General features: G+C 64.2%; 18 protein-coding genes and 1 tRNA gene. 2 read left to right on the top strand and 17 right to left on the bottom strand.

Translation table 11 applies throughout. The features are described from left to right. Positions 1 to 338: 338 nt before the first annotated feature. The 3 genes from ACCQ15_RS06265 to ACCQ15_RS06255 all read right to left on the bottom strand — a co-directional run bounded on the left by ACCQ15_RS06265 (position 339) and on the right by ACCQ15_RS06255 (position 6,124). The gene (locus tag ACCQ15_RS06265) at positions 339 to 2,663 is read right to left on the bottom strand and encodes a tetratricopeptide repeat protein (protein WP_372381335.1); all 2,325 of its coding nucleotides are present in this window, start codon (positions 2,661 to 2,663) and stop codon (positions 339 to 341) included. A 25-nt stretch (positions 2,664 to 2,688) separates the two neighbouring features. After that, positions 2,689 to 4,557 carry an ATP-binding protein gene (locus tag ACCQ15_RS06260; protein ID WP_008571094.1) on the bottom strand — a complete coding sequence of 623 codons (1,869 nt, stop codon included), beginning with the start codon at positions 4,555 to 4,557 and terminating at the stop codon, positions 2,689 to 2,691. A 211-nt stretch (positions 4,558 to 4,768) separates the two neighbouring features. Continuing rightward, a complete protein-coding gene (locus tag ACCQ15_RS06255; RefSeq protein WP_017156588.1) occupies positions 4,769 to 6,124 on the bottom strand; it encodes a helix-turn-helix transcriptional regulator in 1,356 nt (451 codons plus the stop codon). 904 nt (positions 6,125 to 7,028) lie between these two features. Between ACCQ15_RS06255 and ACCQ15_RS06250 the strand changes: the two genes are divergently transcribed. Then, on the top strand, positions 7,029 to 7,820 hold the full coding sequence (locus ACCQ15_RS06250) for a response regulator transcription factor (RefSeq protein WP_011346768.1): 792 nt from the start codon (positions 7,029 to 7,031) through the stop codon (positions 7,818 to 7,820). A gap of 524 nt (positions 7,821 to 8,344) precedes the next feature. On the opposite strand, the gene ACCQ15_RS06245 is transcribed toward ACCQ15_RS06250, so the two are convergent. The 13 genes from ACCQ15_RS06245 to murJ form a co-directional block, all read right to left on the bottom strand. Then, a complete protein-coding gene (locus tag ACCQ15_RS06245) occupies positions 8,345 to 8,731 on the bottom strand; it encodes a DUF805 domain-containing protein (RefSeq protein ID WP_008571090.1) in 387 nt (128 codons plus the stop codon). A 411-nt stretch (positions 8,732 to 9,142) separates the two neighbouring features. Continuing rightward, complete coding sequence (gene radA / locus ACCQ15_RS06240) at positions 9,143 to 10,534, bottom strand: DNA repair protein RadA (protein ID WP_008571089.1); 1,392 nt, start codon at positions 10,532 to 10,534, stop codon at positions 9,143 to 9,145. A 240-nt stretch (positions 10,535 to 10,774) separates the two neighbouring features. Continuing rightward, the gene (locus tag ACCQ15_RS06235) at positions 10,775 to 12,655 is read right to left on the bottom strand and encodes a M61 family metallopeptidase (protein ID WP_372381334.1); all 1,881 of its coding nucleotides are present in this window, start codon (positions 12,653 to 12,655) and stop codon (positions 10,775 to 10,777) included. 168 nt (positions 12,656 to 12,823) lie between these two features. After that, positions 12,824 to 13,159, bottom strand: a complete 336-nt coding sequence (gene cyoD, locus ACCQ15_RS06230) for a cytochrome o ubiquinol oxidase subunit IV (RefSeq protein WP_003484294.1) — start codon at positions 13,157 to 13,159, stop codon at positions 12,824 to 12,826. Continuing rightward, on the bottom strand, positions 13,159 to 13,791 hold the full coding sequence (gene cyoC, locus ACCQ15_RS06225; protein WP_008577121.1) for a cytochrome o ubiquinol oxidase subunit III: 633 nt from the start codon (positions 13,789 to 13,791) through the stop codon (positions 13,159 to 13,161). The genes cyoD and cyoC overlap by 1 nt, the downstream gene beginning before the upstream one ends. Continuing rightward, positions 13,788 to 15,788, bottom strand: coding sequence for a cytochrome o ubiquinol oxidase subunit I (gene cyoB, locus ACCQ15_RS06220; protein ID WP_003484298.1), 2,001 nt, complete (start codon positions 15,786 to 15,788; stop codon positions 13,788 to 13,790). Before cyoB ends, cyoC begins: the two co-directional genes overlap by 4 nt. Further along, positions 15,788 to 16,723 carry a ubiquinol oxidase subunit II gene (gene cyoA, locus ACCQ15_RS06215; protein WP_011346764.1) on the bottom strand — a complete coding sequence of 312 codons (936 nt, stop codon included), beginning with the start codon at positions 16,721 to 16,723 and terminating at the stop codon, positions 15,788 to 15,790. The genes cyoB and cyoA overlap by 1 nt, the downstream gene beginning before the upstream one ends. A 360-nt stretch (positions 16,724 to 17,083) precedes the next feature. Beyond that, a tRNA-Thr gene (locus ACCQ15_RS06210) sits at positions 17,084 to 17,159 on the bottom strand. Between the two features lie 90 nt (positions 17,160 to 17,249). Continuing rightward, on the bottom strand, positions 17,250 to 18,200 hold the full coding sequence (ispH, locus tag ACCQ15_RS06205; protein ID WP_011346754.1) for a 4-hydroxy-3-methylbut-2-enyl diphosphate reductase: 951 nt from the start codon (positions 18,198 to 18,200) through the stop codon (positions 17,250 to 17,252). A 66-nt stretch (positions 18,201 to 18,266) separates the two neighbouring features. Beyond that, the gene (gene lspA, locus ACCQ15_RS06200) at positions 18,267 to 18,785 is read right to left on the bottom strand and encodes a signal peptidase II (RefSeq protein ID WP_057680962.1); all 519 of its coding nucleotides are present in this window, start codon (positions 18,783 to 18,785) and stop codon (positions 18,267 to 18,269) included. Positions 18,786 to 18,863: 78 nt separating this feature from the next. Further along, positions 18,864 to 21,695 carry an isoleucine--tRNA ligase gene (gene ileS, locus ACCQ15_RS06195; RefSeq protein ID WP_218488356.1) on the bottom strand — a complete coding sequence of 944 codons (2,832 nt, stop codon included), beginning with the start codon at positions 21,693 to 21,695 and terminating at the stop codon, positions 18,864 to 18,866. Positions 21,696 to 21,701: 6 nt separating this feature from the next. After that, entirely contained in the window at positions 21,702 to 22,754 is a 1,053-nt protein-coding gene (locus tag ACCQ15_RS06190) for a bifunctional riboflavin kinase/FAD synthetase (protein ID WP_372184237.1), read from the bottom strand. Positions 22,755 to 22,940: 186 nt separating this feature from the next. After that, the gene (gene murJ, locus ACCQ15_RS06185) at positions 22,941 to 24,533 is read right to left on the bottom strand and encodes a murein biosynthesis integral membrane protein MurJ (RefSeq protein WP_008577111.1); all 1,593 of its coding nucleotides are present in this window, start codon (positions 24,531 to 24,533) and stop codon (positions 22,941 to 22,943) included. 116 nt (positions 24,534 to 24,649) lie between these two features. Between murJ and rpsT the strand changes: the two genes are divergently transcribed. Beyond that, on the top strand, positions 24,650 to 24,919 hold the full coding sequence (gene rpsT / locus ACCQ15_RS06180) for a 30S ribosomal protein S20 (RefSeq protein WP_003484323.1): 270 nt from the start codon (positions 24,650 to 24,652) through the stop codon (positions 24,917 to 24,919). Between the two features lie 91 nt (positions 24,920 to 25,010). Here the strand turns inward: rpsT and obgE are convergent, their stop codons facing one another. After that, positions 25,011 to 26,078 carry a GTPase ObgE gene (gene obgE / locus ACCQ15_RS06175; RefSeq protein WP_011346750.1) on the bottom strand — a complete coding sequence of 356 codons (1,068 nt, stop codon included), beginning with the start codon at positions 26,076 to 26,078 and terminating at the stop codon, positions 25,011 to 25,013. Positions 26,079 to 26,269 lie beyond the last annotated feature (191 nt).

Genomic DNA, 26,269 nt, shown 5'->3' with positions numbered 1-26,269 from the left:
CTCTTCCGATCGGCATTGCCACTGCCATGGCGAGCTCCATCAGGACACTGGAGACCAAACAGGACCAAACGCCGCAGAAACGGCAGTGCGTGGCGCTGCGCCCTGCGCCTGCACGCAGGGCATGCACTTGCGTCATCGCCCTGCCGACGGTGTGGCGGCACGTCCAAAGCGGGAGGGTGTGCCGGCGTGAATGCCGCCGCGTTGCGGAAGGGCAATGAGCGTGTTCTTGATGCCGGATGCAGCGCCGCGCATCCAGCGTGGCGCCCGAACGCACGCCACGATCGCCAATGTCCACCCACCCCGGCGACAAACGCCGTTGGATCAAGCCGATCGCCGCCCTATAGTCCGTAACGCTCCACCGCATCCAGATGCGGCTGCGGATCCTGGCCGCAGGCCTCGGCAAGCCGCAGCCAGCACATCGGATGCGACCAGCGCGAGGTCGTGCATCGCAGGACGCGATGCAGTTCCTGCGGGGCGACGTTTTCCGGAAGGGCCACGGTGAACAACACGCCCGGCAGTCCGGATGTTGCATCCTCCGGGTTGAACGCGTCCGGATGGTCCGGGTCGACCACGCGGTAGTCGTCGCGACTGTGCAGCCACATCTTCCAGCCGCGCATTTCCAGGTCTGCACGCATCGCCTCGATCACCTCGTCGCCAGGATGCACGCCGTCCACCAGCCAGCTATTGGCATAGCCACCCGGTTGCAGCACATGCACCTGCGCGTAGGTCGGCACGAAACGCTCGCGTTCGGCTTCGTCTTCCGGCGGCGGATACAACAGTTCCGCGTCGAACACCACCCAGTCGCCGACATGCTGGCGCCGATGCGCAGGCGCGTTTTCGACGATGCGTGCAGTGACCGGGCCGGTGCGGCGCGCGTAGTACTCGGCCACTTCGCCGTCATCCATGCAACGAATGATCACCCAGCCCCAGGTCTCTTCGACTACGCCGCTGGTGCTGCTCAGCTCCATGCCAATGGCCTGCGCAGAGGCACGCACCGCGTCCCAATCCTGCGCCGCACTGGCCGCCGTCATGTGATCCCAATGCGCAGAACGCGGTTCTTCCAGCAGCTCGGTAAGTTGCCGATAGACCGCGGCGGCCTCGGCAAACCGGCCGGTATCGAGATACATGCGCGCCAACAAGCCGCGTGCGCCGTGCGAGCCGGGCGATAGCTCCAACAGTGCCGTGCTGGCCTGCTCCAGCGCCGGCCAGTCGCCCAGCCGCTGCGCCAGCTGCGCCTCGCACCACAATGCCGCCACCGGCGCCTGTGGGCGATACAGCTGTGCCAGCCGGCGCACACCGGCTTCATCGCCGCGGCCCAGCAACAGATTCATCAGCCGGAAGGTGGGGCTGGTTTCGCGATCGGCATGCCGCTGCACGAATGACCACAGCAACGCGATCGCTTCCTCGTCGGCCGCACAGGCACTCAAGGCAGAAGCAGTGGTGTCGACAAGCTCGGCATCGTCCGGACAGTCAGTGACGGCCTGCAGCAACCACTGCGCTTCGCGCTCGGGATTGCGCACCACATCATCGCCCTGCGCGTTCAACCATTCCAGCAACTGCGCGGCAGCGACCGGTGACTCCTCGCCCACCGATACGGCTGCGATGCGCGCAGCCCAACCGTCCAGCGCCAGCGTGGCACCACGGTCCTGTCGCAACTTGGGCAGATGCGCACGTGCAAGCGCCAGATGCCTGCGCGCGGTCCACACCGCGCCGCGTTGCAGCGCCAGTCCGATCGCAAGCTCGGCCGCTTCGATCAGGATGCGATGCGCGCCAACCTGCGCGTAATGGTCGAGCATCTGCTGCACGCGGCTGCCCAGGTCCCAGCTATTGCGCTCGGGCGCGCGCGCCACCAGCACCGCCACCGCACGCAGCCAGTGCAGGCGATAACGCGGCGCAATCTCGCGCCATGGCAGCAACGCTTCCATGGCTTCGTCATCGCGCTGCAACAGCGCCAACGCGCGTGCCTTCTGCAGGCGCCGCGGCTGGCTGCAATTGGCCCACTCGGCACCTTCGCGCGCGGCGTCGCGTTCGCGCTGTTCCACCAGCGCCAGCGCCTCCTGCGCACGCCCAAGCGCAAGCAGGATCGAGATGCGCATGTCCGGCACGCCGTCGTAGATTTCGCCGCCATGGTCCAGGATGGCCTGCGACTGCTGCTCCAGGTACTGCAGCGCCGCGTCACCGCGCCCGTCGTCGAGCAATGCATCGGCTTTTTCGCAGCTCAGGCACTGGTAACACGACCAGCTCGGGTCGATGCGGCCCAGGGTTTCGTCGCACACCTCGATACGTTCTTCCACCCAACCCGGGCCATCGATGTTGGCATAACACGCGGCCAGGTCCTGGGTCACGCAGACCGATTGCGGGCACTCCACTGCGTCGGCGCGATGCGCACGCTCGAACAGCGCCACCGCATCGCCCAGCGCACGCTCGCCTTCGCACAGGTTGCCGACCCGGTTGCGCATTTCCCAATGCCCGACGAACACCTCCAGCCACGGGTTGGCCAGCGTCTTGCCCAGCGCACGTGCCTCCGGCAACAAGGCCTCGGCGCGGTCGATCTGCAGATCGCAGATGTGGTCGGTCAGCCGCGTCAGCAACTGCGCATTTTGCGGCTGCCCGGCTTCGCCCAGATCGTCCTGCAGTTTTTCTACCCAGTTCCAGATTTCCATCGTGCCGCTCCTGCGATGCGGCGCTTCAGCGCGCCAGCAATTGGGTCACGGTCTCGGCGAAATCGCCGAAGGCCTTGTTGAGATCGGAAACACCTGATTCGGTGCTGCCCGGCTGCGGCTGCGTACGCCCCTGCGCCGCGACGATCACCTTGAGCGCACGCAGCAAGCGCGCCGCCACCGCGGCCTGCGGGTTGCCTGCGCGCTGCGCGCCCAGCAAGGCCTGCAGCGCCGGATTATCCAGATTCAGATACAGCCGCTGGGTCTGCCGCGCTTGGATGCGCGCGGTGAATTGCCGCGCCAGGCGCAACGCGGCGGTAGAGACACGCTTGTCGTTTTCGTCCTGCTCCAGGCGGCGTTTGAGCTCGGCCTCGCGGTCGGGCACTACCACCAACGGCAGTTCCTGCGGGCTGAAACGCGCCGGCACCAGCGCTTCGCCATCGCCCAGGTGCTGTTCCAGCCAGGCCAGTTCATCGGCCGGCAGCGTGTCCAGCTGGAACAACTGGCGGTTGCCCTGCTCGGTGCCCAGCTCGACCAGACGCACACCCTTGACCTGCGCCCAGCGCCGCAGAAACGGCACCACCGCATACCGGTTGCCGTAGGCCACCGGCACGCCCATCGCACGGAACAGCATTTCTTCGAAACCGCTGTCGCTGTCGAGGATCACGTGCACCGCACCGCGCGATGGCAATTGCTGCGCCGGCAGATCGCCTTGCGACGTCGGTACCCGCACGTGTTCCAGCAGCAATTCGAACAGGCGCTCATCGCACAGCGCCGCGCCCAGCAGAGCTTCGTTATGACGCAACAGGATGCGTCGCCATGCCTCCGGTTGCTGGCGCGCCACATCGGCCAGGCCTTGCACCAAGGCCTCGGACAAGGCGTGCTGCACCGCGCTATAGACCGTATCGCGCTGCAGGTCTTCGCGGCTTGCGGTAGGCGTCAGCCGATTGGATTCGATAACCCCACCGATGAAGCCCGCCCACGGCGGCAGCAGTTCGCGCGCGTTGTCATCCAGCAACATGCCGCGCAGGAACACCGACAGATTGCGGTTGTCGCTGGTGCCGTAGGTCGCACCGTCCTGCACCCACAACAGGCCGACCGCATCGCTGCCCTCTTCCGCACGCACCGGCATGCAGCACAACGGCTCGAAATTGCGCTCAAAGCGCGCGGCGAACTCGCGTTGCCGGCGCCAGGCCTGCACCGGATGCAACGGTACGGCGTCCTGCACGCGCCACGGCGGCGGCTCGGGATTGATCGGCTGCGTTGCGGCGCCGATCCAGATCGGCTCGCGCAACAGCGCGCAATAGCGCGACAGAATCTCGCGCAGCCGCCCTTCCTGAGCCAACGACAGATAATCGCCGTGTAGTTCCAGCACCACCTCGGTGCCCACCTGCGCACGCGCAGGAATCGGGCTGACCGTGTACTGCTCGGCGTTGCTGGAGATGTAGCAATAGCCCAGCGTGGGAGACTGGTAGGAGGTGGTGCGCACGGTCACCCGCCGCGCCAGCACGAAGGCGGACAAGAAGCCCAGCCCGAACATTCCGATCAGGCCGCTGTCCTCGTGGCCGCCCTGGCGCAGCCCACGCGTATAGCCCACGCCCACGGTGGCCAGGTAGTCGTGGATTTCCTGCTGGGTCAGTCCGGCACCGGTATCGACGATGCGCACGATGCCTTGCGCGGTATCGGCATGCACCTCGATGCGCGATTGGCCGTGCCAATCGGGTTGTTCCAGACGACGACGCAGGATGGAATCGTGCGCGTTCTGCACCAGCTCGCGCAGCGCCACCACCGGGGTGGAGTACAGGTGCTTGCCTAGGACCGACATCAGTCCATTGAGATCGACGCCTGCCCGGCGGATCTGCGAGGCGTCGGTCGCCTCGGGAGTGGGATCTTGCATGATCGGTCGTCGTTTCCTTGGCGACGACGCCCATCCTCGGACGCGTCCCCCTGGGTGCCAGTGCCAGCCGGAAAGGATAGCCGGAACCCACATTGCACGCACGTCTCAGTTTGACCCCTGCCCTCCGTTGCGTACAGCGACGCGCACTGCACCGCACGCCGGGTTGACCCACCACGGATCGGTAGCGCTACCAATCCGTGGGTTGCGGAGATTAACGCTGCAGGGTCTCCATCGGCGCCTCATTGAAGTGCTGGCGATAGCCCTTGGCCAACGCCGAACGGCTGCCGACGCCCCAGCGACTGGCCGCCTGCAACACACTGCCGCAGCCGCCTTCGGCCAGCAGTTCGTCGCGGATGCTTTGCATCCGGTAACGGCGCAGCACCTGCGTCGGTGACAGTCCGGTAGCCGACTTGAACGCTTGCTGCAGCGCGCGCCCGGTGACCCCGATCTGTGCGGCCACTTCGTTGATCGACAGATCCGAGCGATGCGCATTGGTGATCATGTAGCTGTAGGCGCGCCGATACTTGGCCGGCAACCGGGCGGAGATGTCGTCGCTGACGTGCGCAGGGGTGCCGCTTTCCAGCAAGCGCGGTGCTTGCACTTCGCTGCGCAGGCACTGCACCGCGCCCAGCGCGTAGCGGTTGTAGAGCAGCAACGCCTGTTCGGTGCGCCCCATCGCCTGGCTGATCTTGGCCTGGCAGTACTCGAACTCCAGGTTCCAGCGCGGCGCATGATGCCGACCGGCACCGGCCAGTGCACGCTCGGCCAGATCGGCACGGCCCACCGCCAATGCCGCCAGCGCCAGTTCCACCTGCGCGTCTTGACGCGCGCACGGCGGGCAGCCGGTGGCTGCGGCCGGCAATGCGTCGATCTGCGCGTCGAAGCCGAAGGTGTCGCCGCCGGCAATACGCAACAGGCTGCGTACATGCCGCATGCGCTGCGCCAGCACCGGCATGCTCTCTGCCAGATCGGCGATGCAGGCGCGCAGGTCGCTGGGCTCGAAGGCATGCGTGGCATCTTCCTGGCGCAGCGTGGCTTGCCAGAACACATGGTCGCTCATGCGGTCGGAGCGACGGATACGCAGCTGCGCAATCATGTCCAGACGCAGCGCAGTGGCAATCCGCAGCCAGTCCGACGCGCCGCTCTCCAGGTCGGCCAGCACCTCGCGGGCACGCTCCAGGGTCTGTAAGGCCAACGTGCTCTGGCCCAGATGGAAGTGGGTCAGCGATTTGCCCAACAGGCTCTCGCCGCACAGGCTGGGCGGCGTTTCGCGGTCCATTGCCAACTGCGCGAAGCAATTCAACGCCGCGCTCAGGCGCCGCTGGCTCAGCATCAACCAGGCGGTGTTCCGGCACGACAGCAGGCGCAATTGACGCTGATGCCCGCGCATGGCCTTCAAGGCCTGCCGATACGCATCTTCGGCCTCTTCCTGATATTCCAGGATCAGCAACGCATCGCCGCTGGCACCGAACAAGCTGACCTCATCGTCGGCGCCATCCGCTGCGCCCTGTCCGTCGCGTCGCTGTTGGAGATGTTGCAGTCCCTGTGGCCAAGCACCAACCAGCATCCTGCTCGTATAGGTAGGAAGACGTTCTGCGTATGACAACGCAGAGATCGCTGCAAAGTAGGTGGAAAGGATCATGCCGGTCTCTCTCTTTGGGGGGCGGAGCAAAAGACAACAGGCGCCGAACTCGCTGGCGCAAACGATTGTATGCAGCGGATCCAATAGAATTTCTCTCTGAAAGCCATTGAAAAAATCAAAAAAGCTCACTCTGTCAAACAACCATGTGATGCGTTTTCTCCCGACGCAAAGCGCATTTGCACATCGTCGGCCTTGTCGTACGCCAGACATTTCGCGCCATCCGGTTGAGTATCGATATCGCCGGTCTACGCCAATCCCCAGGCACAGTCGGACAACGTCTGCGAACGCGCCGCTTCCATGCGCATTGATGGTCATCGGCGATGGTCAACACGATGCACCGTGACTGTACGGACACGTACGCCGAAGAGTTTTTGATCGCGAGAAGCAGGCATGCCGCGACGGAAAATCGCTGCCGACCTATTCCAGCCGCGCGCGATCCCACGACCAATCGCAATAGATTGGTCTAGACCTCGGCAACCGGATGTCTCTGCCCACGCACGTCGGTCCATGCTTACTCGCTACTGCATGACGCGCATGGCGCAATGGCACGCGGCCCAGACATGCCCGCTATGTAAGAGCTCTGTTACGTCTAAATGAGCGCGAGTTAAAGCCGATGTCGACAAATCCGAAGACGCGTACGCAAGCGTGAAACTTTTGGTCTCTGCAATGGTACATACCATTCGTCCAGCTCCACTGGACTCTCCCCCGCCAACCGACTGGTCCGACGATGCAGCGATCTTTGAAGATGGATTTTGTCCTGGCATTGGCCGACCTACACCGGCGCCCGTCCCATGCGTGGCTTGTACGCCGACACGCGAAGGCCGCCTGAATGAACGACCACTCCCCCTCCAATGCCGGATCGGTGTTCCTGTTGACGCAGGACGCGCGCCTGACCTCGCAGGTCAACGCCAGCCTTGCACCGCTCGCACGCAACGTCTCGACGTTTTCCGATGAACTGGAGCTCCTGCGCTCGCTGCGGCATTCGCCGTGCGAGCTGCTGATCTTCGATGCCAGCTGTGTCGCCGCCGATGACAGTTCACTGCTGGCCTGGCAGCGCTGCCATAGCGGCCAGCCCACGCCGCTGATCGTGCTTGGCCGTTTCGATTGCGCCGACAACATTCTGGCCTGGTATCGCGCAGGCGCGCAGGAGGTCCTTGCGCTGCCTTTCAATTCGCATGAGTTGCACGTGCGCGCGGCCCTGGCGATATCGCCGGTGGCGCATGCCTGCCCGGAGACGCAGCACCTGAGCGTGGGTCCCTACAAGCTGATCCGCGATGAAAATACCGTCTATCTGGAAGGCAAGCCGATCGCGTTGACCGCACGCGAGTTCTCGATTGCCTGGCTGCTCTTTTCCAGCCCCGGCGTGTGCTTCCGGCGCTGCCAGCTGGCCAAGGCGGTCTGGGGCAGCCATACCGAATTCACCGACCGCACCATGGAGCAGCACATCTACAAGTTGCGCAAGAAACTGCAGCTGAGCGGTGACAGCAGCGCGGTACGCATCAGAACCGTCTATTCGCACGGCTACAAGCTGGAGCTCGCGTTGCACGATACCGAGGCAACGACAATGAGCAAGGCCGTTAGCCCAAGTCTTGGCCCTGCACATCACGCAGCCGCCTGCTGAGCAAGCGCACCGCTGCAGATGCGACCTGCGACCTGCATTGCGCAGTCTCGCCTGCGTGACAGCGAAGGGTGCTTGATGACAGGACGGGCGTCGGCACGGCATCGACGACGGAGCGGCCTGCACGCGCGCACTCGGCCCGCAAGCTGTGCCGTCATTCAAGTTCTGCAGGTACCGGCCATGCGGCTGGCTGCATCGTTCACTGCACAGCGTGGGGTGCACGCTGATCGGCGTTGAGCGACGTCGCTGCATCCGTGAGCAGGCGTGGCAGCGACGAATGCGGCGCTGCCTGCTGCGCCGGGACTGTCCAGCGAAACACGCTTCATGCATGTCGCTGTGTCTCCGCCGTCCATCTCTGGGGATCGGATGCGGACGCCCACTCTGCAGAGCGCAGACTTGGCAACTCTCACGCACGCAGGCCTTGACCTTGCGCCTATGCGCCATACGCAATGGCACGATTGGCACATTCACACACGACAACGGCGCAGGGAACTCCTGCGCCGTTGTCCGCTTTCATAGCGCGCGAATTACTGCTTAGGGTTTTCGCCGTACTGGTTCGGGCCGGGCGTGCCTTCGATGCACATGAAGACCAGCAACACGAAAGCACCGACGTACGGCACCAGGCTGATCAGATAAAACCAGCCGGACTTGTCCTGGTCGTGCAGGCGGCGCACCGTGACTGCAATACCGGGCACGATCAACGCCAGACAAACGATCACCATGACTGCACAGATCAGCCAAGCCAGCGCGCCCGGGCCGTTCTCGTTCCCCATCGCCACTGCCGCGACGGCGAACAGGCCGCCAAACACGAACAGCACCAGGAGCTGCATCAGCGCGAACATCCAGTATTCCTTGCGGCGCGAGCGACCGTTGAAGTCGGCGTAACGCTTGAGCGGCAGCAACATCCATTCCATCGTGATTCTCCTGAAAACGCAGTGAGTGGTGTCTGTGGTCCGGTGCACAGTGCAACGGGCCGCGCATGTTGCCATAGCCCCACTCTTTCTGAAAACGCTTTCTCGACAACCAACTACCAAATCCCGGCGTTTGTCCGACAAACGGCTTGCGGGCGTCAGGTCGCCCCGCGACGCATGCCATGCGCGCCTCCCGCAGCACGTCTGAAAGGCACGCGATGACCTCTGCACTCAGCGTTTCTTGAGGGTGGCGGCACGGCCGCACCAGTGGTGACCAAGCCGGACGATCATCGATGGTCGCCCGGCAGCCGGCCGAGACGATGGCGGCAGGCTGGCCCCGGACATGGCAAAGACTTCCGGCGCATTCGCAGGTCGCCAACCCGGCCTATCGCAACATCCGCGCGGTACGCGGCTTCAGTCGGCCGCCGCTTCCAATGCCTGGCTCAGGCGCTCCACGGCAATGATTTCCATGCCCTTGATGCTGGTGGTCTTGGGCGCATTGGCGCGGGGCACGATGGCGCGCTTGAAGCCATGCGTCGCCGCTTCCTTCAGGCGGTCCTCGCCATTGGGCACCGGGCGGATTTCGCCGGACAGGCCCACTTCGCCGAACGCGATGGTTTTTTCGGACAGCGGCCGGTCGCGCAGCGACGACAGCACCGCCAGCAGCACCGGCAAATCGGCCGCGGTTTCCTGCACGCGGATGCCGCCCACCACATTGACGAACACGTCCTGATCGCCCACCACGATGCCTCCATGGCGATGCAGTACCGCCAGCAGCATCGCCAGCCGGTTCTGCTCCAGACCCACCGCCACCCGACGCGGGTTGGACAACGGCGAGGCATCCACCAGCGCCTGCACCTCCACCATCAGCGGGCGGGTGCCTTCGCGGGTGACCATCACGCAACTGCCCGGCTGCTGGGTGCTGCCGCCGGACAGAAAGATCGCCGACGGGTTGGAGACTTCCTTGAGGCCCTTCTCGCCCATCGCGAACACGCCCAGTTCGTTGACCGCACCGAAGCGGTTCTTGAACGCGCGCAACAGGCGGAACCGGCTACCGCTCTCGCCTTCGAAATACAGCACCGCATCGACCATGTGCTCGAGCACGCGTGGCCCGGCGATGCCGCCTTCCTTGGTCACATGGCCGACCAGAAACACCGCGGTACCGGTTTCCTTGGCGTAGCGCACCAGTCGCGCTGCGCTCTCGCGCACCTGGCTCACCGAGCCCGGCGCTGCGGTCAACGATTCGGTCCACAAGGTCTGTACCGAATCGGCCACGATCAGCTTCGGTCGCGCCACGCTGGCGTGCTGCAGGATGTTTTCGATGCCGGTTTCGGCCAGGGCGTTCAGGCCTTCCAGCGGCAGGTCCAGGCGCACCGCGCGCCCGGCCACCTGGGCCAGCGATTCCTCGCCGGTCACATACAACACCGGCAACGTGGAGGCCATGCTCGCCAGCGCCTGCAGCAGCAGCGTCGACTTGCCGATGCCGGGATCGCCGCCGATCAGCACCACCGCACCTTCCACCAGCCCGCCACCCAGCACCCGATCGAACTCGCCGATACCGGTGGACACACGCGCCTGCTCGGACTGCTGCACGTCCTTGAGCGCAGTGATCTTGGGCGCCTCGGCCTTGCCGGCCCAGCCGCTACGCCGCGATGCCGCTGGCGACGCCTTGCCGCCCGGCGCGGCGCTCTCGAGCACGATTTCGCTCAGCGTGTTCCAGACACCGCATTCGGTGCACTGACCCTGCCACTTGGTGTACTCGGCACCGCACTCGCCGCAGACATAGGCCGTTTTCGCCTTCGCCATCGCTCTTGCCCATCGTTATTGAAGCAGCAGGATAGTGGCTGACGGTCTCAGTGTGCGCGACGCAGGACTTTGCGGATTCGGGATTCGGGATTCGGGATTCGGACAAGTCGACGATTTGCTGATGCGCAGTGCAAGCGGTGATCGGCTACGCTCACACAACGGCGGCATGACCGTGACGACCGGCCATGCCGCTTGGATTCCACTGATCCCACGTCGGGCAACGACGTGGGCGTGTGCCACTCAGCGCGCCTTGTACAACTCGCTCAGGCGATCTGGCTTGCCGGCGATGCGCTCCAGATGCGGATACAGCAGACCGCCGTGGTAGTCGATACGGACGGTTTCGTAGCGGTCGCCGCGCTTGACCAGCAGTTCGATCGGTGCAGTGGTGCCCTTGGCCGCCTTGATCGCATCCTTGATCACATCGGCGCTGAAGGCGCGGCCGTTGACGGCCACCAGGGTATTGCCGTTGATGATGCCGGCATTGAATGCCGGGCTGTCCCACAACACCTCGTTGACTTCGCCCGAGCCCTCCAGCGACAGGCCCAGCGAATAGGTCAGGCTGACGTCGTTTTCGTTGCTCTCGTAGGCCTTGATGGCCAGGTTCGGTTCGTCGTTGTAGACCAGCTTCCAGCCATTGGCTTCGATGCCGCCATTCAACGAACCGTGCCCGTCCATGCGCTCGCGCAACAGGCTGGCCCAGTCGTAGGCGGCCACGCCGTTGAGCGTGCTGACGATGTCGTCGAAGGTATACGGATTGACGTCCCAATCGCCGTTCTTCATGCCGAAGAACGCCTTGGCGAAATCGTCGATGGAACGCTTGTTGTTGGTGAGCGCGCGCAGCTTGCTATCCACTTCCAGCCACATCATCTGGCCGCCGGAGTAGTAGTCCTCGCTCATCTGGTAGCTGCGGTACGCCTTGGGACGCCGCATCGACATGGTCGGGTCGTTGGTGGTGTCCTGCACCGTGCGCCAGGCCATGCCGGGGCGGCCGCGCTCGTAGGTTGCCGCCACGCCGGCCAGCATGTCGCGCGCCTGGTCCTGCGTCCACAGGCCGGAACGTGCGGCCACCACTTCGCCCCAGAACTGGGTCTGGCCCTCGTACAGCCACAGCAGGCTGTCGCCCATCGGCACGTTGAAGTTCGGCGTCGCCAGGTCGGCGCCACGGCGGTACTTGCCGTTCCAGGAGTGGTTGAACTCGTGCGCCAGCAGGTCGCGCATGGTCCAGCTCTTGTCCCACTCGGTGAAGTAATTCGGCGGGCCGCTGTTTTCGCTGGAACGGTGATGCTCCAGGCCGATGCCGCCCAGCTTCTTGGTCAGCGCCAGCAGGAATTCGTAATGGTCGAAGTGACGCGCGCCGTACAGCTTGTCCATCTGCTGCACCAGCGCGGCGTGTGCCTTGATCTGCTCGGGCTTGGCCTCCAGCGATTTGGCTTCATCGGCGAACACGTTGAGGTAGACCGGCTGCTTGCCGGTGCTCAGCTCCACGCGCTTGTAGTACTTGCCGGCGAACATCGGCGAATCGACCAGGTCGTCGAAATCGATCGGCTTGAAGCTCACCGTGTCGCCGACGCGGCGATCGGTTTCCAGTGCCGTGGCATAGCTCCAGCCGGCCGGCAGCGTGACGCTGGCCTGCGCCTTGATGTTGCGCGCGAAATAGCCGGCCGGATACAGCGCCGTGGTGTTCCACTGCAGGTTGAGCATTTCCGGGGTCATCATCACCCGGCCCTGGTTGCCGGCCTGCGGCGAGAGGAACTTGAACTCGGCCGTCAGCTCGGTGGCGCCCTGAGGCACGTCCACCTTGAACGCATAGACATCGAATTGGTCGCGTTTCCAGGGCACCACCTTGCCATCGACCTTGATCACCAGACCGGCGAGCTTGTCGATCGGTCCGGTCGGCGAATGGTTGCCGGGAATCCACTGCGGGTACAGCAGCGTCATCGGGCCCGGCTTGGCCCGCATAGTGGCCTTGACCTTGAAGATGCGGTGCGCCAGATCGGTGGCGTCCACGTCGATCTTCAAGGTGCCGTCGAACGGCACGTCCTGCGGCGGTGCGGTTTGCGCAGCCGCAGGCAGCGACAACGCCGCCAACAACGACACGGACAACAGGGTGGGCATTTTCATCGCAACTCCGCAGGTGACCTGGACAGGCAAGCCCACGATGCTAAGCGCCTGCCTGTGCTTGACCGTATGCCATTGGTCATGCTGCGGGCGATTGACGCGTAAAAAAAAGGCCGCCAATCACTTGGCGACCTCTTCTTCAACGTTGCGGCGATTCGGCGTGTCGCCGTCTCAATGCATCATGTTGACATTCATGTTGTGCAGCACCCACAGCGAGCCGACGATCACGATGCCGATGATCAGCAGCGAGAACAGGCCCACCTGCACGTTGGAGCGCTGCTCGGGCGTGCGGTCCATGTGCAGGAAGTACACCATGTGCACCAGCATCTGCACCGCGGCCATGACCGAGATCACGACGATGGTGACACCCTTGGAGAACGCGCCGCTCATCACCATCGCAAACGGGATGACGGTGAGGATCACGGCCATCACAAAGCCGATCAGGTAGGACTTCAGGCCGCCGGCATGCGCATCGGCAGCGGTATCGGTGTGGTGGTGATTGGCCATTACAGCGCTCCCAGCAGATAGACGACGGTGAACACACCGATCCAGATGATGTCCAGGAAGTGCCAGAACAGGCTCAGGCAGGCCAGACGCGTGCTGTTGCGCGCGGTCAGGCCGTTCTTGGAAATCTGGATCACCAGCACGGCCATCCACAGCAGGCCGGAGGCCACGTGCAGGCCGTGCGTGCCCACCAGGGTGAAGAATGCCGACAGGAACGCACTGCGACCCGGGCCGGCACCCTCATGGATCAGGTGGTTGAACTCCCATACTTCCATGCACAGGAAGCCGATACCCAGCAGCGCGGTGACGGCCAGCCAGCCGTATAGGCCGCCCATCTTGCGCTTGTGCGCGGCAATCATCGCAAAGCCGAAGCTCAGGCTGCTGAACAACAGCAGGAAGGTTTCCACCAGCACGAACTTCAGATCGAACAGCTCCTTGGCGGTCGGCCCGTCCACCGTGGCGCCGGAGAGCACCGCATAGGTGGCGAACAGACCGGCAAACAGCAGGCAGTCGCTCATCAGATAGACCCAGAACCCGAAGACGGTGTTGCCACCGCCGTCGTGATGCTCGTGGTCGTGATCGTGGCCGCCCGCGTGGGCGGCGTGGTCAAGCGTGGTCGAGGAAGCCATGGTCATACCACCTTCGCGGCCTGCGCCGCCTGTTGCTGTTCGAGCAGGGCGAAACGTGCGTTTTCGATGCGCTCCACTTCGTCGGCCGGCACCCAGTAATCGATGTCGTCATCGAAGGTGCGCGCGATGAAGCTGCCGATCATGCCCACCAGGCCGATGATGGCCAGCCACCAGATGTGCCAGATCAGACCGAAGCCCAGCAGCACACTGAAGGCACCGATATAGACGCCGGCGCCGGTGTTACGCGGCATGTGGATCGCTTCGTACTTGGACGGACGCACCCAGCCCTTGCCATTCTGCTTGTCGGCCCAGAACTGATCGCGGTCGTCGATGTGCGGCAGCACGGCGAAGTTGTAGAACGGCGGCGGCGAGGAGGTTGCCCATTCCAGCGTACGGCCATCCCACGGGTCGCCCGTGTAGTCCATATGCTCCTTGCGCTTCCACACGCTGTAACCGATCTGCACCAGGTTCAAGAAGATGCCCATGCCGATGATGGCAGCACCCACCGCGGCCACGTACAGCCACGGCGCCCACTCGGGGTGGTTGTAGGTGTTCATGCGACGGGTCATGCCCATGAAGCCAAGCACGTACAGCGGCATGAAGGCCACGAAGAAACCGATGATCCAGCACCAGAACGAGGCCTTGCCGATCTTCTCGTTGAGCTTGAAGCCGAACGCCTTCGGGAACCAGTAGGTCAGGCCCGCCAGGTAACCGAACACCACGCCGCCGATGATCACGTTATGGAAGTGCGCGATCAGGAACAGGCTGTTGTGCAGCACGAAGTCCACGGCAGGAATCGCCAGCATCACGCCGGTCATGCCGCCAATGGTGAAGGTGATGATGAAGCCGATCGTCCACAGCACCGGCGAGGTCATGTGCACGCGACCGCGGAACATGGTGAACAGCCAGTTGAAGATCTTCACGCCGGTCGGGATCGAGATGATCATCGTCGTGATGCCGAAGAAGGCATTGACGTTGGCACCCGAGCCCATGGTGAAGAAGTGGTGCAGCCACACCACGAACGACAGCACGCCGATGCACGAGGTGGCGTACACCATCGAGGTGTAGCCGAACAGGCGCTTGCGGCTGTAGGTCGCAATCAGCTCGGAGAAGATGCCGAATGCCGGCAGGATCAGGATGTAGACCTCCGGGTGACCCCAGATCCAGATCAGGTTGACGTACATCATGGCGTTGCCGCCACCGTCGTTGGTGAAGAAGTGCGTGCCCAGGTAACGGTCGGCACCCAGCAGCGCCAGCGCCACGGTCAGGATCGGGAACGCGGCGATGATCAGGATGTTGGTGATCAGCGCAGTCCAGGTGAAGATCGGCATGCGCATCAGGGTCATGCCCGGCGCGCGCATGCGCATGATCGTCACGAAGAAGTTGATGCCGGTCAGCAACGTGCCTAAACCGGACACCTGCAGCGCCCAGATGTAGTAATCGACACCGACCCCCGGGCTGTATTCCAGCCCCGACAACGGCGGATAGGCCAGCCAACCGGTCTGCGCGAATTCACCGACACCCAGCGAGATGTTGATCAGCGCCGCGCCGGCCACGAACAGCCAGAAGCTCAGCGAGTTCAGGAACGGGAACGCCACGTCGCGCGCGCCGATCTGCAGCGGCACGATCAGGTTCAACAGGCCGGTCATGAACGGCATGGCCATGAAGAAGATCATGATCACGCCGTGCGCGGTAAAGATCTGGTCGTAGTGATGCGGAGGCAGCACGCCTTCGCCACCGCCGCCGGCCAGCGCCTGCTGGGTGCGCATCATCGCCGCGTCGGCGAAGCCGCGCAGCAGCATGACCAGCGCCACGATGATGTACATCACGCCGATGCGCTTGTGATCCACCGAGGTGAACCACTCTTTCCAGAGATAGCCCCACAGCTTGTACTTGGTGATGGCGCCCGCGATGAGCAGGCCGAGCAGGCCGGCACCACCCAGCGCGACCATGATGATCGGCTCGTGGTACGGAACTGCCTCGATGGTGAGTTTGCCTAGCATCACTTGTCTCCAGAAGTGCACATGGCGACCGGCTCCGTAGCCGATGCCTGATGGTCGCCGTGGCCCTTACTGTGGCCCGGACCATTCATGTATTTGTCGACCAGCGAGCGGAACATGCCGTCCTGCACCGACGAGTAGTAGGTGACCGGATACTGTTCCTTGTCGTTGCGATTGGCTGCCAGCACCTGGTACTCGGCAGCGTTCAACGCGGTCGGCGATGCCTTGACCTTGGCCACCCAGGCCTCGAAGCCGGCTTGATCGACGGCGTGCGCCTTGAAGCTCATCTTCGAAAAGCCGTGGCCGCTGTAGTTGGTCGACAGGCCGAAGTATTCGCCCGGCTCGTTGGCCACCAGGTGCAGCTTGGTTTCCATGCCCGCCATGGCGTAGATCATGGTGCCCAGGTGCGGGATGAAGAACGAGTTCATCACCGTGTCGGAGGTGATCTTGAAGTTCAGCGGCGTATGCACCGGGAACGCGATCTCGTTGACGGTGGCGATGTTCTGGTCGGGGTAGATGAACATCCACTTCCAGTCCAGCGACACCGCTTCGATGTTGATCGGCTTGACGTCCGAATCCAGCGGCCGGTACGGGTCCAGCGCGTGCGACGAGCGCCAGGTCAGCACCGCCAGCACCAGGATGATCACGCACGGGATCGACCACACCACCACTTCGATGGCAGTGGAGTGCGACCAGTCCGGCTCGTAGCGCGCCTTGGTGTTGGATGCGCGATATTTCCATGCGAACGCAATCGTCATCACGATCACCGGGATGACCACGATCAGCATCAGCACCACCGAGGTGATCAGCAGTTGCTTTTCGTCGTGGCCGATCTGGCCTTTCGGATTGAGGATGGCCGAGTTGCAGCCTGCCAGCAGCAGGAAGGGCAACATCAGACCTGGACGAAGTAAACGCCCGAGCTGTTTCAGCGGAATCATCGGTCGATCCAAGTGCGAAGGAACGCCAGCCTCGTTCGTCGTATCGGTCGCGGGATGTTCCCGACGCAGCTGTCTTCCTGGGGGAGATGAACTGCGCAGACCGAAGACACGGGTTAGCGCGCTAATTTTAGTCTTTGCTGCACCTGCACGAAACCCATTGGCAATGATCTGACGCAATAAAAGCGCGCCAATTTGTGCGACATGTTGTCGCAGCGCAGCGCGAGGCAAGAATTGCGCCGTTGCGGCCGCCGAACGGGAAGCGCCTGCGCGGCTGCAACACACGCGGGCAATGCGTGAAACGCGGCACTCGACGCCTCAAAACGCAACTGGGCCGGCACAGGCCGACCCAGTCTTGAAGCGTGGTGCCGGAAATAGGAATCGAACCTACGACCTACGCATTACGAATGCGCCGCTCTACCAACTGAGCTATTCCGGCGAGCCGTGAATTGTAGGAGCGCAGCCGCCCCCGGGTCAATCGCTGCAGGCACCGCGTCGCGCCTGCACCGTCATGCAGCAAGCAATCGCGTCAGCTGACCAGACGCAAGCGCAGCTCCTTGGGAAGCGCGAAGACCATCGATTCCGGCTCGCCTTCCAGTTCGGAGACGCCGGCTGCGCCCAATTCGCGCAAGCGCGCCAGCACGCCATCGACCAGCACCTGCGGCGCAGAGGCGCCGGCGGTCAGGCCGATATGCTGCTTGCCAACGATCCAGGCCGGGTCGATCTCGCTGGCGTTGTCGATCAGGTAGGACTCCACCCCGTCGCGCCGGGCCAGTTCGCTCAGCCGGTTGGAATTGGAGCTGTTGGGCGAACCGACCACCAGCACCAGATCACACTGGCGCGCCAGATCGCGAACTGCGTCCTGGCGGTTCTGGGTGGCGTAGCAGATGTCGTCGTGGCGCGGCCCCTGCATGGCCGGATACCGGGCCCGCAGGGCTTCGATGATGCCCATGGTGTCGTCCACCGACAGCGTGGTCTGGGTGGTGTAGGCAAGGTTATCGGGTTGGCGGACATCGAGCGTGGCGACCTGTTCGATGTCTTCCACCAGGTAGATCGTGCCCGCTCCGCGCTCGCGGCTCCACTGCCCCATCGTGCCTTCCACTTCCGGGTGCCCGGCGTGGCCGATCAGCACCACGTCGCGGCCGGCCCGGCAGTGCCGCGCCACCTCGAAATGCACCTTGGTCACCAGCGGGCAGGTGGCGTCGAACACCCTCAGTCCACGCCGCTCGGCCTCCTGACGCACCGCCTGCGAGACGCCGTGCGCGCTGAAGATCACGGTGGCATCGTCGGGCACCTCGTCGAGTTCTTCGACGAAGATCGCGCCACGCTGCTTGAGGTCGTCGACCACGAAGCGGTTGTGCACGACCTCGTGCCGCACATAGATCGGCGCGCCCAGCGTCTCGATCGCACGCTTGACGATCTCGATTGCACGGTCGACACCGGCACAAAAACCACGGGGATTGGCGAGCAGGACATCCATGGCGGGCATTCTACGGGAATGAGGGATGCGGGGTCGGACCGGGCGGCATGCGCCTGCAGGCAGGCTTCAGCGCAGATTCCCGGTTCCCGGCTCCTGTTTGCCGGGTTTGTCGAACAAGCCGAACACGGCAATTCCGATCGCGCCGCCCACGATCGCCGAGTCGGCGATATTGAACGACGGCCAGGTATGGCTGCCGATGTACCACTGGATGAAATCCACCACGTGGCCGTGCATCAGCCGGTCGATCACATTGCCGATCGCCCCGCCGATCACCAGCGCATACGGCAGCGCGCTGCGCCACTGCCCGCGCGCGGTGCGCGAGAGCCAGAACGCCAGCAGGCCGCTGATGCCCACCGCCAATGCAGTGAAGAACCATAGCTGCCAGCCGCCGGCATCGCTCAGAAAGCTGAAGGCCGCGCCGGTGTTGTAGGTGCGGTACCAGTTCCAGAAGCCGTCGATCACCGGCACCGGGGTGTACTCGGGCAGGCTGGACAGCACCCAGGCCTTGCTCCACTGGTCCAGGCCGACCACCAGCACAGAGAGCAGCAGCCAGATCAGGGCCGACGGGTTGGGGCGTTGACTCATGTCGAAAGATCGCAGTTGGTGGCCGCTGCTCCGATGCCGGAGAAGACGCCTGGGTGGGAGACAGTGACGGCAGCGGCGTCAGAACCAGCGCCGCTGCTCGCCCGGACCTTCGATATTGCTGACGCAACGGCTGCACAGTTCCGGGTGACGCGGGTCGCTGCCCACGCTGGCCTGGTGGTGCCAGCAGCGCACGCACTTGGCCTTGGTGGTGGGCTGCGCACTGACGAAGATGTCGTCGGTGCTGGCTGCGGTCACGGTGACATCGCCACTGATGAACAAAAAGCGCAGTTCCTCGGCCAGCGGCTGCCAGCGCGCAGCGGTCTGCGCATCGGCGGCCACGGTGATCTCCGCTTCCAGCGCCGCACCGATCGCGCCATTGGCACGCATCGGCTCCAGCACCTTGGCCACCTGCTCGCGCAGGACCAGCAACTTGTCGAAATCCGCACCGGTCAATGCAGCATCGGCCGGCAACGGCGCAAGGCCGTCGTACCAGGTGGCGAACAGCACGTTGTCGACATGCTGGCCCGGCAGGTAGCCCCACAGTTCCTCGGCGGTGAAGCTCAACACCGGCGCGATCCAGCGCACGAACGCCTCGGCCACGTGGTACATCGCGCTCTGCGCCGAACGGCGGCCGCGTGCGTCTTCGGCCATCGTGTACAGGCGGTCCTTGGTGACGTCCAGGTACAGCGAGCCCAGGTCCACGCTGCAGAAATTCAGCAGCGCCTGCACGATCTCGGCGAAGTCGTAGCGCGCGTAGGCGGCCACGATCTTTTCCTGCAGCGCGTGGGCACGATGCACGATCCAGCGGTCCAGCAGCACCATCTGGTCCAGCGCCACCAGGTGCCGCAGCGGATCGAAACCATGCAGGTTGCCGAGCAGGAAGCGCGCGGTGTTGCGCAGCCGGCGGTAGGCATCGGCGTTGCGCTTGAGGATCTCCTGCGACAGCGACATTTCGTTGCTGTAGTCGGCAGAAGCGATCCACAGGCGCAGGATGTCCGCGCCCAGCGTCTTCATGATGTCCTGCGGTTCGATGCCGTTGCCCAGCGACTTGGACATCTTGCGGCCGTGCTCGTCCACGGTGAAGCCGTGGGTGAGGCACTGTTTGTACGGCGCGGCCTTGTCCATCGCCACGCCGCTCAGCAGCGAGGACTGGAACCAACCGCGGTGCTGGTCGGAGCCCTCCAGGTACAGGTCGGCCGGCTTGGGCAGGCCACGATCCGGAAGCACCGCTTCGTGCGTCACGCCGGAGTCGAACCACACATCCAGGATGTCGGTGATCTTCTCGTAGTCGGCCGCCTCGCTACCCAGCAGCTCGGACGCGTCCAGCGTGTACCAGACATCCACACCGCCCTGCTCCACGCGGTCGGCGACCTGGCGCAGCAACTCGGTGCTGCGCGGATGCGGTTCGCCGGTTTCGCGATGCACGAACAAGGCGATCGGCACGCCCCAGGTGCGCTGCCGCGAAATGGTCCAGTCCGGGCGCCCGTCGACCATGCCGGCGATGCGCGCCTGGCCCCAGGACGGATACCAGTGCACGTTTTCGATGGCTTTCAGCGCATCGGCACGCAGGTTGGCCTGCTCCATCGAGATGAACCACTGCGGCGTGGCGCGAAACGCGATCGGCGTCTTGTGCCGCCAGCAATGCGGATAGCTGTGCTCCATCTTGCTGGCCGCCAGCAGCACGCCGGTGCCGCGCAGTGCGTCGATGATGACGTCGTTGGCCTTCCAGATATGCAGGCCGGCCAGCGCGGTATCGCCCAGCGGCGGCGTCGACGGCAGATACACACCGCGCCCGTCCACCGGATTGATCTGCGCGGCGCCATAGCGCTCCAGCAGACCGTAGTGCCTGGAGACCTGATAGTCCTCCTGGCCGTGACCCGGTGCGGTATGCACGGCGCCGGTACCGTCCTCGGCCGACACGTGATCGCCCAGCAGCAGCGGGATCTCGCGTTCGGCATAGAACGGGTGGTTCAGCAGCATCTGCTCCAGCGCGGCGCCCTTGGCGTGGCCGTGCACCACGACCGCATCCACGCCGTAGCGCGCCAGCGCCTTGGCAGCCAACGCTTCGGCGATCACCAGCCAGCGCGGCTGGCCGCGATCGGCCGGGCCTTCCACCAGCACATAGTCCAGCTCCGCGCCCAGGCTCACCGCCAGCGACGCCGGTAGCGTCCACGGCGTGGTGGTCCAGATCGGCACCGCCACACCCACGCCACTCGGTAGCGTCGCGCCGAATGCGGCAGCCACTGCACCTGGATCGCGCGCCGGATAGGCGATATCCACCGTCGGCGACACCTTGTCGGCGTATTCGATCTCGGCCTCGGCCAGCGCCGAACCGCAATCGAAGCACCAGTGCACCGGCTTGACGCCGCGGGTCAGATGGCCGTTGTCGACCACCTTGGCCAGCGCGCGGATTTCGTTGGCTTCGAAGCGGAAATCCAGCGTCTTGTACGGGTTGTCCCAATCGCCGATCACGCCCAGGCGCTTGAAATCGCGTCGCTGCAGATCGATCTGCTCGGTGGCGTACTCGCGGCATTTCTGCCGGAATTGGGCCGCATCGAGCTTGACGCCGACCTTGCCGTATTTCTTTTCGATCGCGATCTCGATCGGCAGGCCGTGGCAATCCCAGCCCGGGATGTACGGCGCGTCGAAGCCGGCCAGATACTTCGACTTGACGATGATGTCCTTGAGGATCTTGTTGACCGCATGGCCCAGATGGATCTGGCCATTGGCATACGGCGGGCCGTCGTGCAGCACGAACAACGGGCGGCCGGCGGCATTGGCACGCAGCTGCGCGTAGAAGCCCTCGCGCTCCCAGCGCTCCAGCATCGCCGGCTCGCGCTTGGGCAGGTCGCCGCGCATCGGAAATTCCGTCGCAGGCAGATGAAGAGTGGCTTTGTAGTCTTGGGTCACAGGAATCTACCGTTGCGCTGGATTGCTTGAGAAGTCCGCACATGGATGTGCGGGCTCTTGCGAGGGACTCGCATTATCTTCGGGCTCTTGCGAGGGACTGGCCGTAGTCGAGGGTTGTTGCTCAGCACGCATATGCGCCGCCAGCACCTCACGTGCCTGCTCGGCATCGCGGTGCATCTGCACGGTCAGCGCCTCCAGTCCATCGAATTTTTCTTCGTCGCGCAGCTTGGCGACGAATTCCACGGCAATGTGCCGGCCATACAGATCGCATTGGAAATCGAACAAGTGCGCTTCCAGCAGCGGCTCCACGCCCGCTACCGTGGGGCGCGTGCCGAAGCTCGACACCGACGGCCACGGCCGTTCGGCCACGCCGTGCACCCAGGTTGCATAGATCCCCGACAACGCCGGCGTGCGCGGAAAGCGCAGGTTGGCGGTGGGATAGCCCAAGGTCCGGCCAAGCTGCTTGCCGCGCACGACCCGGCCACCGATGGCGTACGGGCGACCGAGCAAGTCGCCAGCGTGGGCAAATTCGCCGGCGCCGAGCAGTTCGCGAATCCGCGTCGCTGAAATCCGCTCCCCATGCAGATGCACCGGCGCAATCTCGCCCGCCACAAACCCATGCTGCTCGCCAAGCGTACGCAACAGGCCGATGTCGCCGCTGCGTCGATGGCCGAAACGGAATTCCGGGCCAATCCAGACTTCGCGCGCGCGCAGCCGGCCAACCAGCGCCAGCCGCACAAAATCTTCCGCACGCATCTTGGACAGGCGACCGTCGAAACGGATCATGCCCACGCTGTCGGCGCCGAACCCGTACAAGCCTTCGATCTTGGCGCGCGCCAGGGTCAGACGCGGCGGCGGCGCGGCGGGTGCGAAGAATTCACGCGGTAGCGGCTCAAAGCTCACCGCCACTGCCGGCACACCGAGTGCGCGGGCACGCGCCACGGCGTGTTGCACCAGCGTCCGATGCCCCAGATGCAGGCCATCGAAGGCACCGATGCAGACCACGCTTCCGCGCGGGAACAGCGTCCCGCCTTCGACGTCTCTAAACAGCCTGCTCATTCCTCGATCCAAACAGATGCCGGCCCGCCGGCCAACCCTCGTTGATACATAACCTGCAAGTATAGCCGTGCCTGTCAAGCCGTATGGGCACCTTGGCGTGGCAGTGCGCCACCGCCTGCGGTGCGCGGGGATGCGCGATCTCTGGACAGTGCGGCCGGCCGGCAGCGCACGCGTTCGGCTGTCGCCTCAGCCTTCGCGCAGATGCCGCGGCCGCAGCCCCAGCGCCAACTGCGCGACCAGATACGTCGCCCCGCCACTGCCCACCAGTACCGCCAGCCAGCCGATGCGGTTCCACTTGTCCATCTGCGTAAACGACGGCAGCCACCACAGCAGGCTCAACAGCACTGCCACCATCGCCGCGCACGCCAGCAGCAGACGCAGCGTATAGCCCCCCCAGCCCGGGCGGCGCTGGTACACGCCGGACTTGCCCAGCCAATACCACAGCAATCCCAGATTGAGATAACTCGACAATGCACTGGCGATACCCAACGCCAGATGCAGGCCCGGCTGCTTGCCCAGCGCCTGCATCACACCCTGCGCCTTGAGTTCGGGCGGCACCATGATCTGGTACACGACCGCCAGCAACGCGAAGTTGAACACCATGTTGGCGATCAGCGCCGCCACGCCCGCACGCACCGGGGTGCGGGTGTCCTGGCGTGCGTAGAAGGCCGGCAGCAGCACCTTCAGCATGGCGTAGGCCGGCAAACCGAAGCTCAGACCGTAGACCGACATCGCCGTCATGCGGGTGTCGAACGCGGTGAACTGGCGGTACTGGAACAACGTCGCCACCAACGGTTCGGCCAGCAGCAGCAGGCCGAGCATGGCCGGCATCGCGATCAGCAAGGTGGTGCGGAAGCCCCAGTCCAGCGCGCCGGAGAACGCGCTGCGATCGGTCTTGACGTGATGGCGCGCCAGCGCCGGCAGGATCACCGTGCCCAGCGCCACGCCGAACACACCCAGCGGCAGTTCCAGGAACCGGTCAGCCAGCGACAACCACGACTGCGACCCATCGGCCAGGCGCGCGGCGATCACCGTATCCAGCATCAGGTTGATCTGCGCAATCGACGAGCCGAACAAGGTCGGGATCATCAAGGTCAGCACCTTGCGCACATCCGGGTGATTCCAGCCCCAGCGCGGCAGCGTCAGCAGGTCGATACCCTTCAGCGCCGGCAACTGGAACAGCAACTGCAACGCACCGGCCACCAGGACCGCCCAGCCCAGCGCCAGGATCGGGACCTCCAACCGCGGCGCCAACCACAGCGCGCCGGCAATCATGCACAGATTGAGGATGACCGGCGTCAACGCCGGAATGGCAAAGCGCTGGAAGCTGTTGAGCGCGCCGCCGGCCAGCGCCGTCAACGAGACGAACAGCAGGAACGGAAAGGTCAGCCGCAACAGATCGACCAACAAACCGTATTTTTCAGGATCGGTGGCCGCGCCATCGGAAAACACCGCGGCCAGTTGCGGGGTGAAGATCAGCCCCAGTGCGGTGATCAGCAGCAACATCCCGCCTAAGGTGCCGGACACGCGCGCCATCAGCTCGCGCAGGTCGGCATGCGGGCGGGTCTCCTTGACCTCGGTGAACACCGGCACGAACGCAGTGGCGAACGAGCCTTCGGCGAACAGCCGGCGCAGGAAATTGGGAATGCGGAAGGCCACCCAGAACGCGTCGGTCACCGCATTGGCGCCGAAGGTGGTGGAAATCGCCTGATCGCGGATCAGGCCCAGCACCCGCGAGATCATGGTCATACTGCTGAATGAGAGCAGGCCTCTCAACATGCCGGGCTTGCTCACTCTGCATCCCTCTTGACAACTGACTTGACGTACATATCCGGGTCCATCATACTTTCGCGCTTGCTTTTTCCACCATACCGATTTTTCAGGAACCCACCACCGTGGCCAATATCAAGTCCGCCAAGAAGCGCGCCAAGCAGACCATTGTGCGCAATGAGCGCAACACCGGTCAGCGCTCGATGCTGCGCACCGCCGTCAAGAAGGTGATCAAGGCCCTTGACGCCAACGATGCTGCAGGCGCCGAAGCTGCTTTCGCCGTTGCCCAGCCCATCCTCGACCGTTTCAGCGCCCGTGGCCTGATTCACAAGAACAAGGCTGCACGTCACAAGAGCCGCCTGACCGCGCGCATCAAGGCCATCAAGGCCGCATAAGCGATCGGTTTGCGCATTGCCGGGAGCCTGGCTTCCGGCAATACAGAAAAACCCGGCCTTGGCCGGGTTTTTTGTGTGCCTGCGCCTGCACTCAGCCTGCATTGCGTGCATCGAGCTCGTCTTCGCGCTGGCGGTCGAAGAACGCCATCACGTCCTTCATGATCGGGAACGTGCCGTCACGCCCGAGAGCGGACACCAGGTACCACGGCGCCGTCCAGCCCAACTCGGCCACGATGCTCTCTGCGGCGGCACGCGCCTCGTCTTCGAACATCAGGTCGGCCTTGTTGAGCACCAGCCAGCGCGGCTTCTTGAGCAACTCGGGATCGTGTCGTTCCAGTTCGCGTTCGATGGTGCGCACCTGATCGGCCGGCGATACGCCGTCCACACCACCCTCGCCATACACGCCCAGCGCAGGCGAAATATCCACCAGATGCAGCAGCAGGCGGGTGCGCTGCAGATGGCGCAGGAACTGCGTGCCCAGACCGGCACCGTCGGCAGCACCTTCGATCAGGCCCGGAACGTCGGCAATGACGAAACTGCGGTACGCCTCGACACTGACCACGCCCAGATTCGGGTACAGGGTCGTGAACGGGTAGTCGGCCACCTTCGGTGTGGCCGAGGACACTGCGCGGATCAGGGTGCTCTTGCCGGCATTGGGGAAACCCAGCAGGCCAACGTCGGCCAGCAGCTTCAGTTCCAGCTTGAGCAAACGCTCCTCGCCCTCCTCACCGGTGGTGGCCTGGCGTGGCGCACGGTTGACCGAACTCTTGAAATGCATGTTGCCCAGGCCGCCCTTGCCGCCCTTGGCGACCAGCAAGCGGTCGCCGTGCCGGGTCAGATCGCCGATCACTTCGTCGGTCTGCACATTGATCACTACGGTACCGACCGGCACCACGATGATGCGGTCTTCGCCGCCCTTGCCGTAGGCCTGACGGCCCATGCCGTTCTCGCCGCGCTGCGCCTTAAAGGTGCGCTCATGGCGGAAATCGACCAGCGTGTTGACGTTCTCGTCGGCCACGATCCAGACGCTACCGCCCGCACCGCCATCGCCGCCATCGGGCCCACCCAGCGGAATGAACTTCTCGCGGCGAAAGCCGACACAGCCGTTGCCGCCATTACCGGCGGTGACCAGGATTTCTGCTTCGTCGACTAACTTCATGGGATGACAACCGGGAATGGAGAATGGGGAATCGGGAATTGGCACAGCGAGTGGCCGCCTCCTGCCAGCAAGAATGCTTGCCAGCACAGCCGTGGAATCCGGTCGGGGTGCAGAATCGCTTTTCCGATTCCCTACTCCCCATTCCCAATTCCCGGCCTTCAAACGAAAAACCCCGCAAAAGCGGGGCTTTC

It is taken from the genome of Xanthomonas sp. NCPPB 1754, assembly GCF_041475725.2.
Taxonomy (GTDB): domain Bacteria; phylum Pseudomonadota; class Gammaproteobacteria; order Xanthomonadales; family Xanthomonadaceae; genus Xanthomonas; species Xanthomonas euvesicatoria.
Note: the sequence above shows the minus strand (reverse complement) of the source record. Positions and strands in the feature narration are given on the sequence as shown.

What these genes read in the sequence shown, in the direction of transcription:
- ACCQ15_RS06235 (WP_372381334.1), bottom strand. Translation starts at nt 12,655, where the DNA reads ATGAAAATGCCCACCCTGTTGTCCGTGTCGTTGTTGGCGGCGTTGTCG.
- cyoC (WP_008577121.1), bottom strand. Translation starts at nt 13,791, where the DNA reads ATGACCATGGCTTCCTCGACCACGCTTGACCACGCCGCCCACGCGGGC.
- ispH (WP_011346754.1), bottom strand. Translation starts at nt 18,200, where the DNA reads ATGGATGTCCTGCTCGCCAATCCCCGTGGTTTTTGTGCCGGTGTCGAC.
- murJ (WP_008577111.1), bottom strand. Translation starts at nt 24,533, where the DNA reads ATGTTGAGAGGCCTGCTCTCATTCAGCAGTATGACCATGATCTCGCGG.
- cyoB (WP_003484298.1), bottom strand. Translation starts at nt 15,788, where the DNA reads ATGCTAGGCAAACTCACCATCGAGGCAGTTCCGTACCACGAGCCGATC.
- ACCQ15_RS06255 (WP_017156588.1), bottom strand. Translation starts at nt 6,124, where the DNA reads ATGCTGGTTGGTGCTTGGCCACAGGGACTGCAACATCTCCAACAGCGA.
- ACCQ15_RS06190 (WP_372184237.1), bottom strand. Translation starts at nt 22,754, where the DNA reads ATGAGCAGGCTGTTTAGAGACGTCGAAGGCGGGACGCTGTTCCCGCGC.
- cyoD (WP_003484294.1), bottom strand. Translation starts at nt 13,159, where the DNA reads ATGGCCAATCACCACCACACCGATACCGCTGCCGATGCGCATGCCGGC.
- ACCQ15_RS06250 (WP_011346768.1), top strand. Translation starts at nt 7,029, where the DNA reads ATGAACGACCACTCCCCCTCCAATGCCGGATCGGTGTTCCTGTTGACG.
- radA (WP_008571089.1), bottom strand. Translation starts at nt 10,534, where the DNA reads ATGGCGAAGGCGAAAACGGCCTATGTCTGCGGCGAGTGCGGTGCCGAG.
- ACCQ15_RS06260 (WP_008571094.1), bottom strand. Translation starts at nt 4,557, where the DNA reads ATGCAAGATCCCACTCCCGAGGCGACCGACGCCTCGCAGATCCGCCGG.
- cyoA (WP_011346764.1), bottom strand. Translation starts at nt 16,723, where the DNA reads ATGATTCCGCTGAAACAGCTCGGGCGTTTACTTCGTCCAGGTCTGATG.
- obgE (WP_011346750.1), bottom strand. Translation starts at nt 26,078, where the DNA reads ATGAAGTTAGTCGACGAAGCAGAAATCCTGGTCACCGCCGGTAATGGC.
- ACCQ15_RS06265 (WP_372381335.1), bottom strand. Translation starts at nt 2,663, where the DNA reads ATGGAAATCTGGAACTGGGTAGAAAAACTGCAGGACGATCTGGGCGAA.
- ACCQ15_RS06245 (WP_008571090.1), bottom strand. Translation starts at nt 8,731, where the DNA reads ATGGAATGGATGTTGCTGCCGCTCAAGCGTTACGCCGACTTCAACGGT.
- lspA (WP_057680962.1), bottom strand. Translation starts at nt 18,785, where the DNA reads ATGAGTCAACGCCCCAACCCGTCGGCCCTGATCTGGCTGCTGCTCTCT.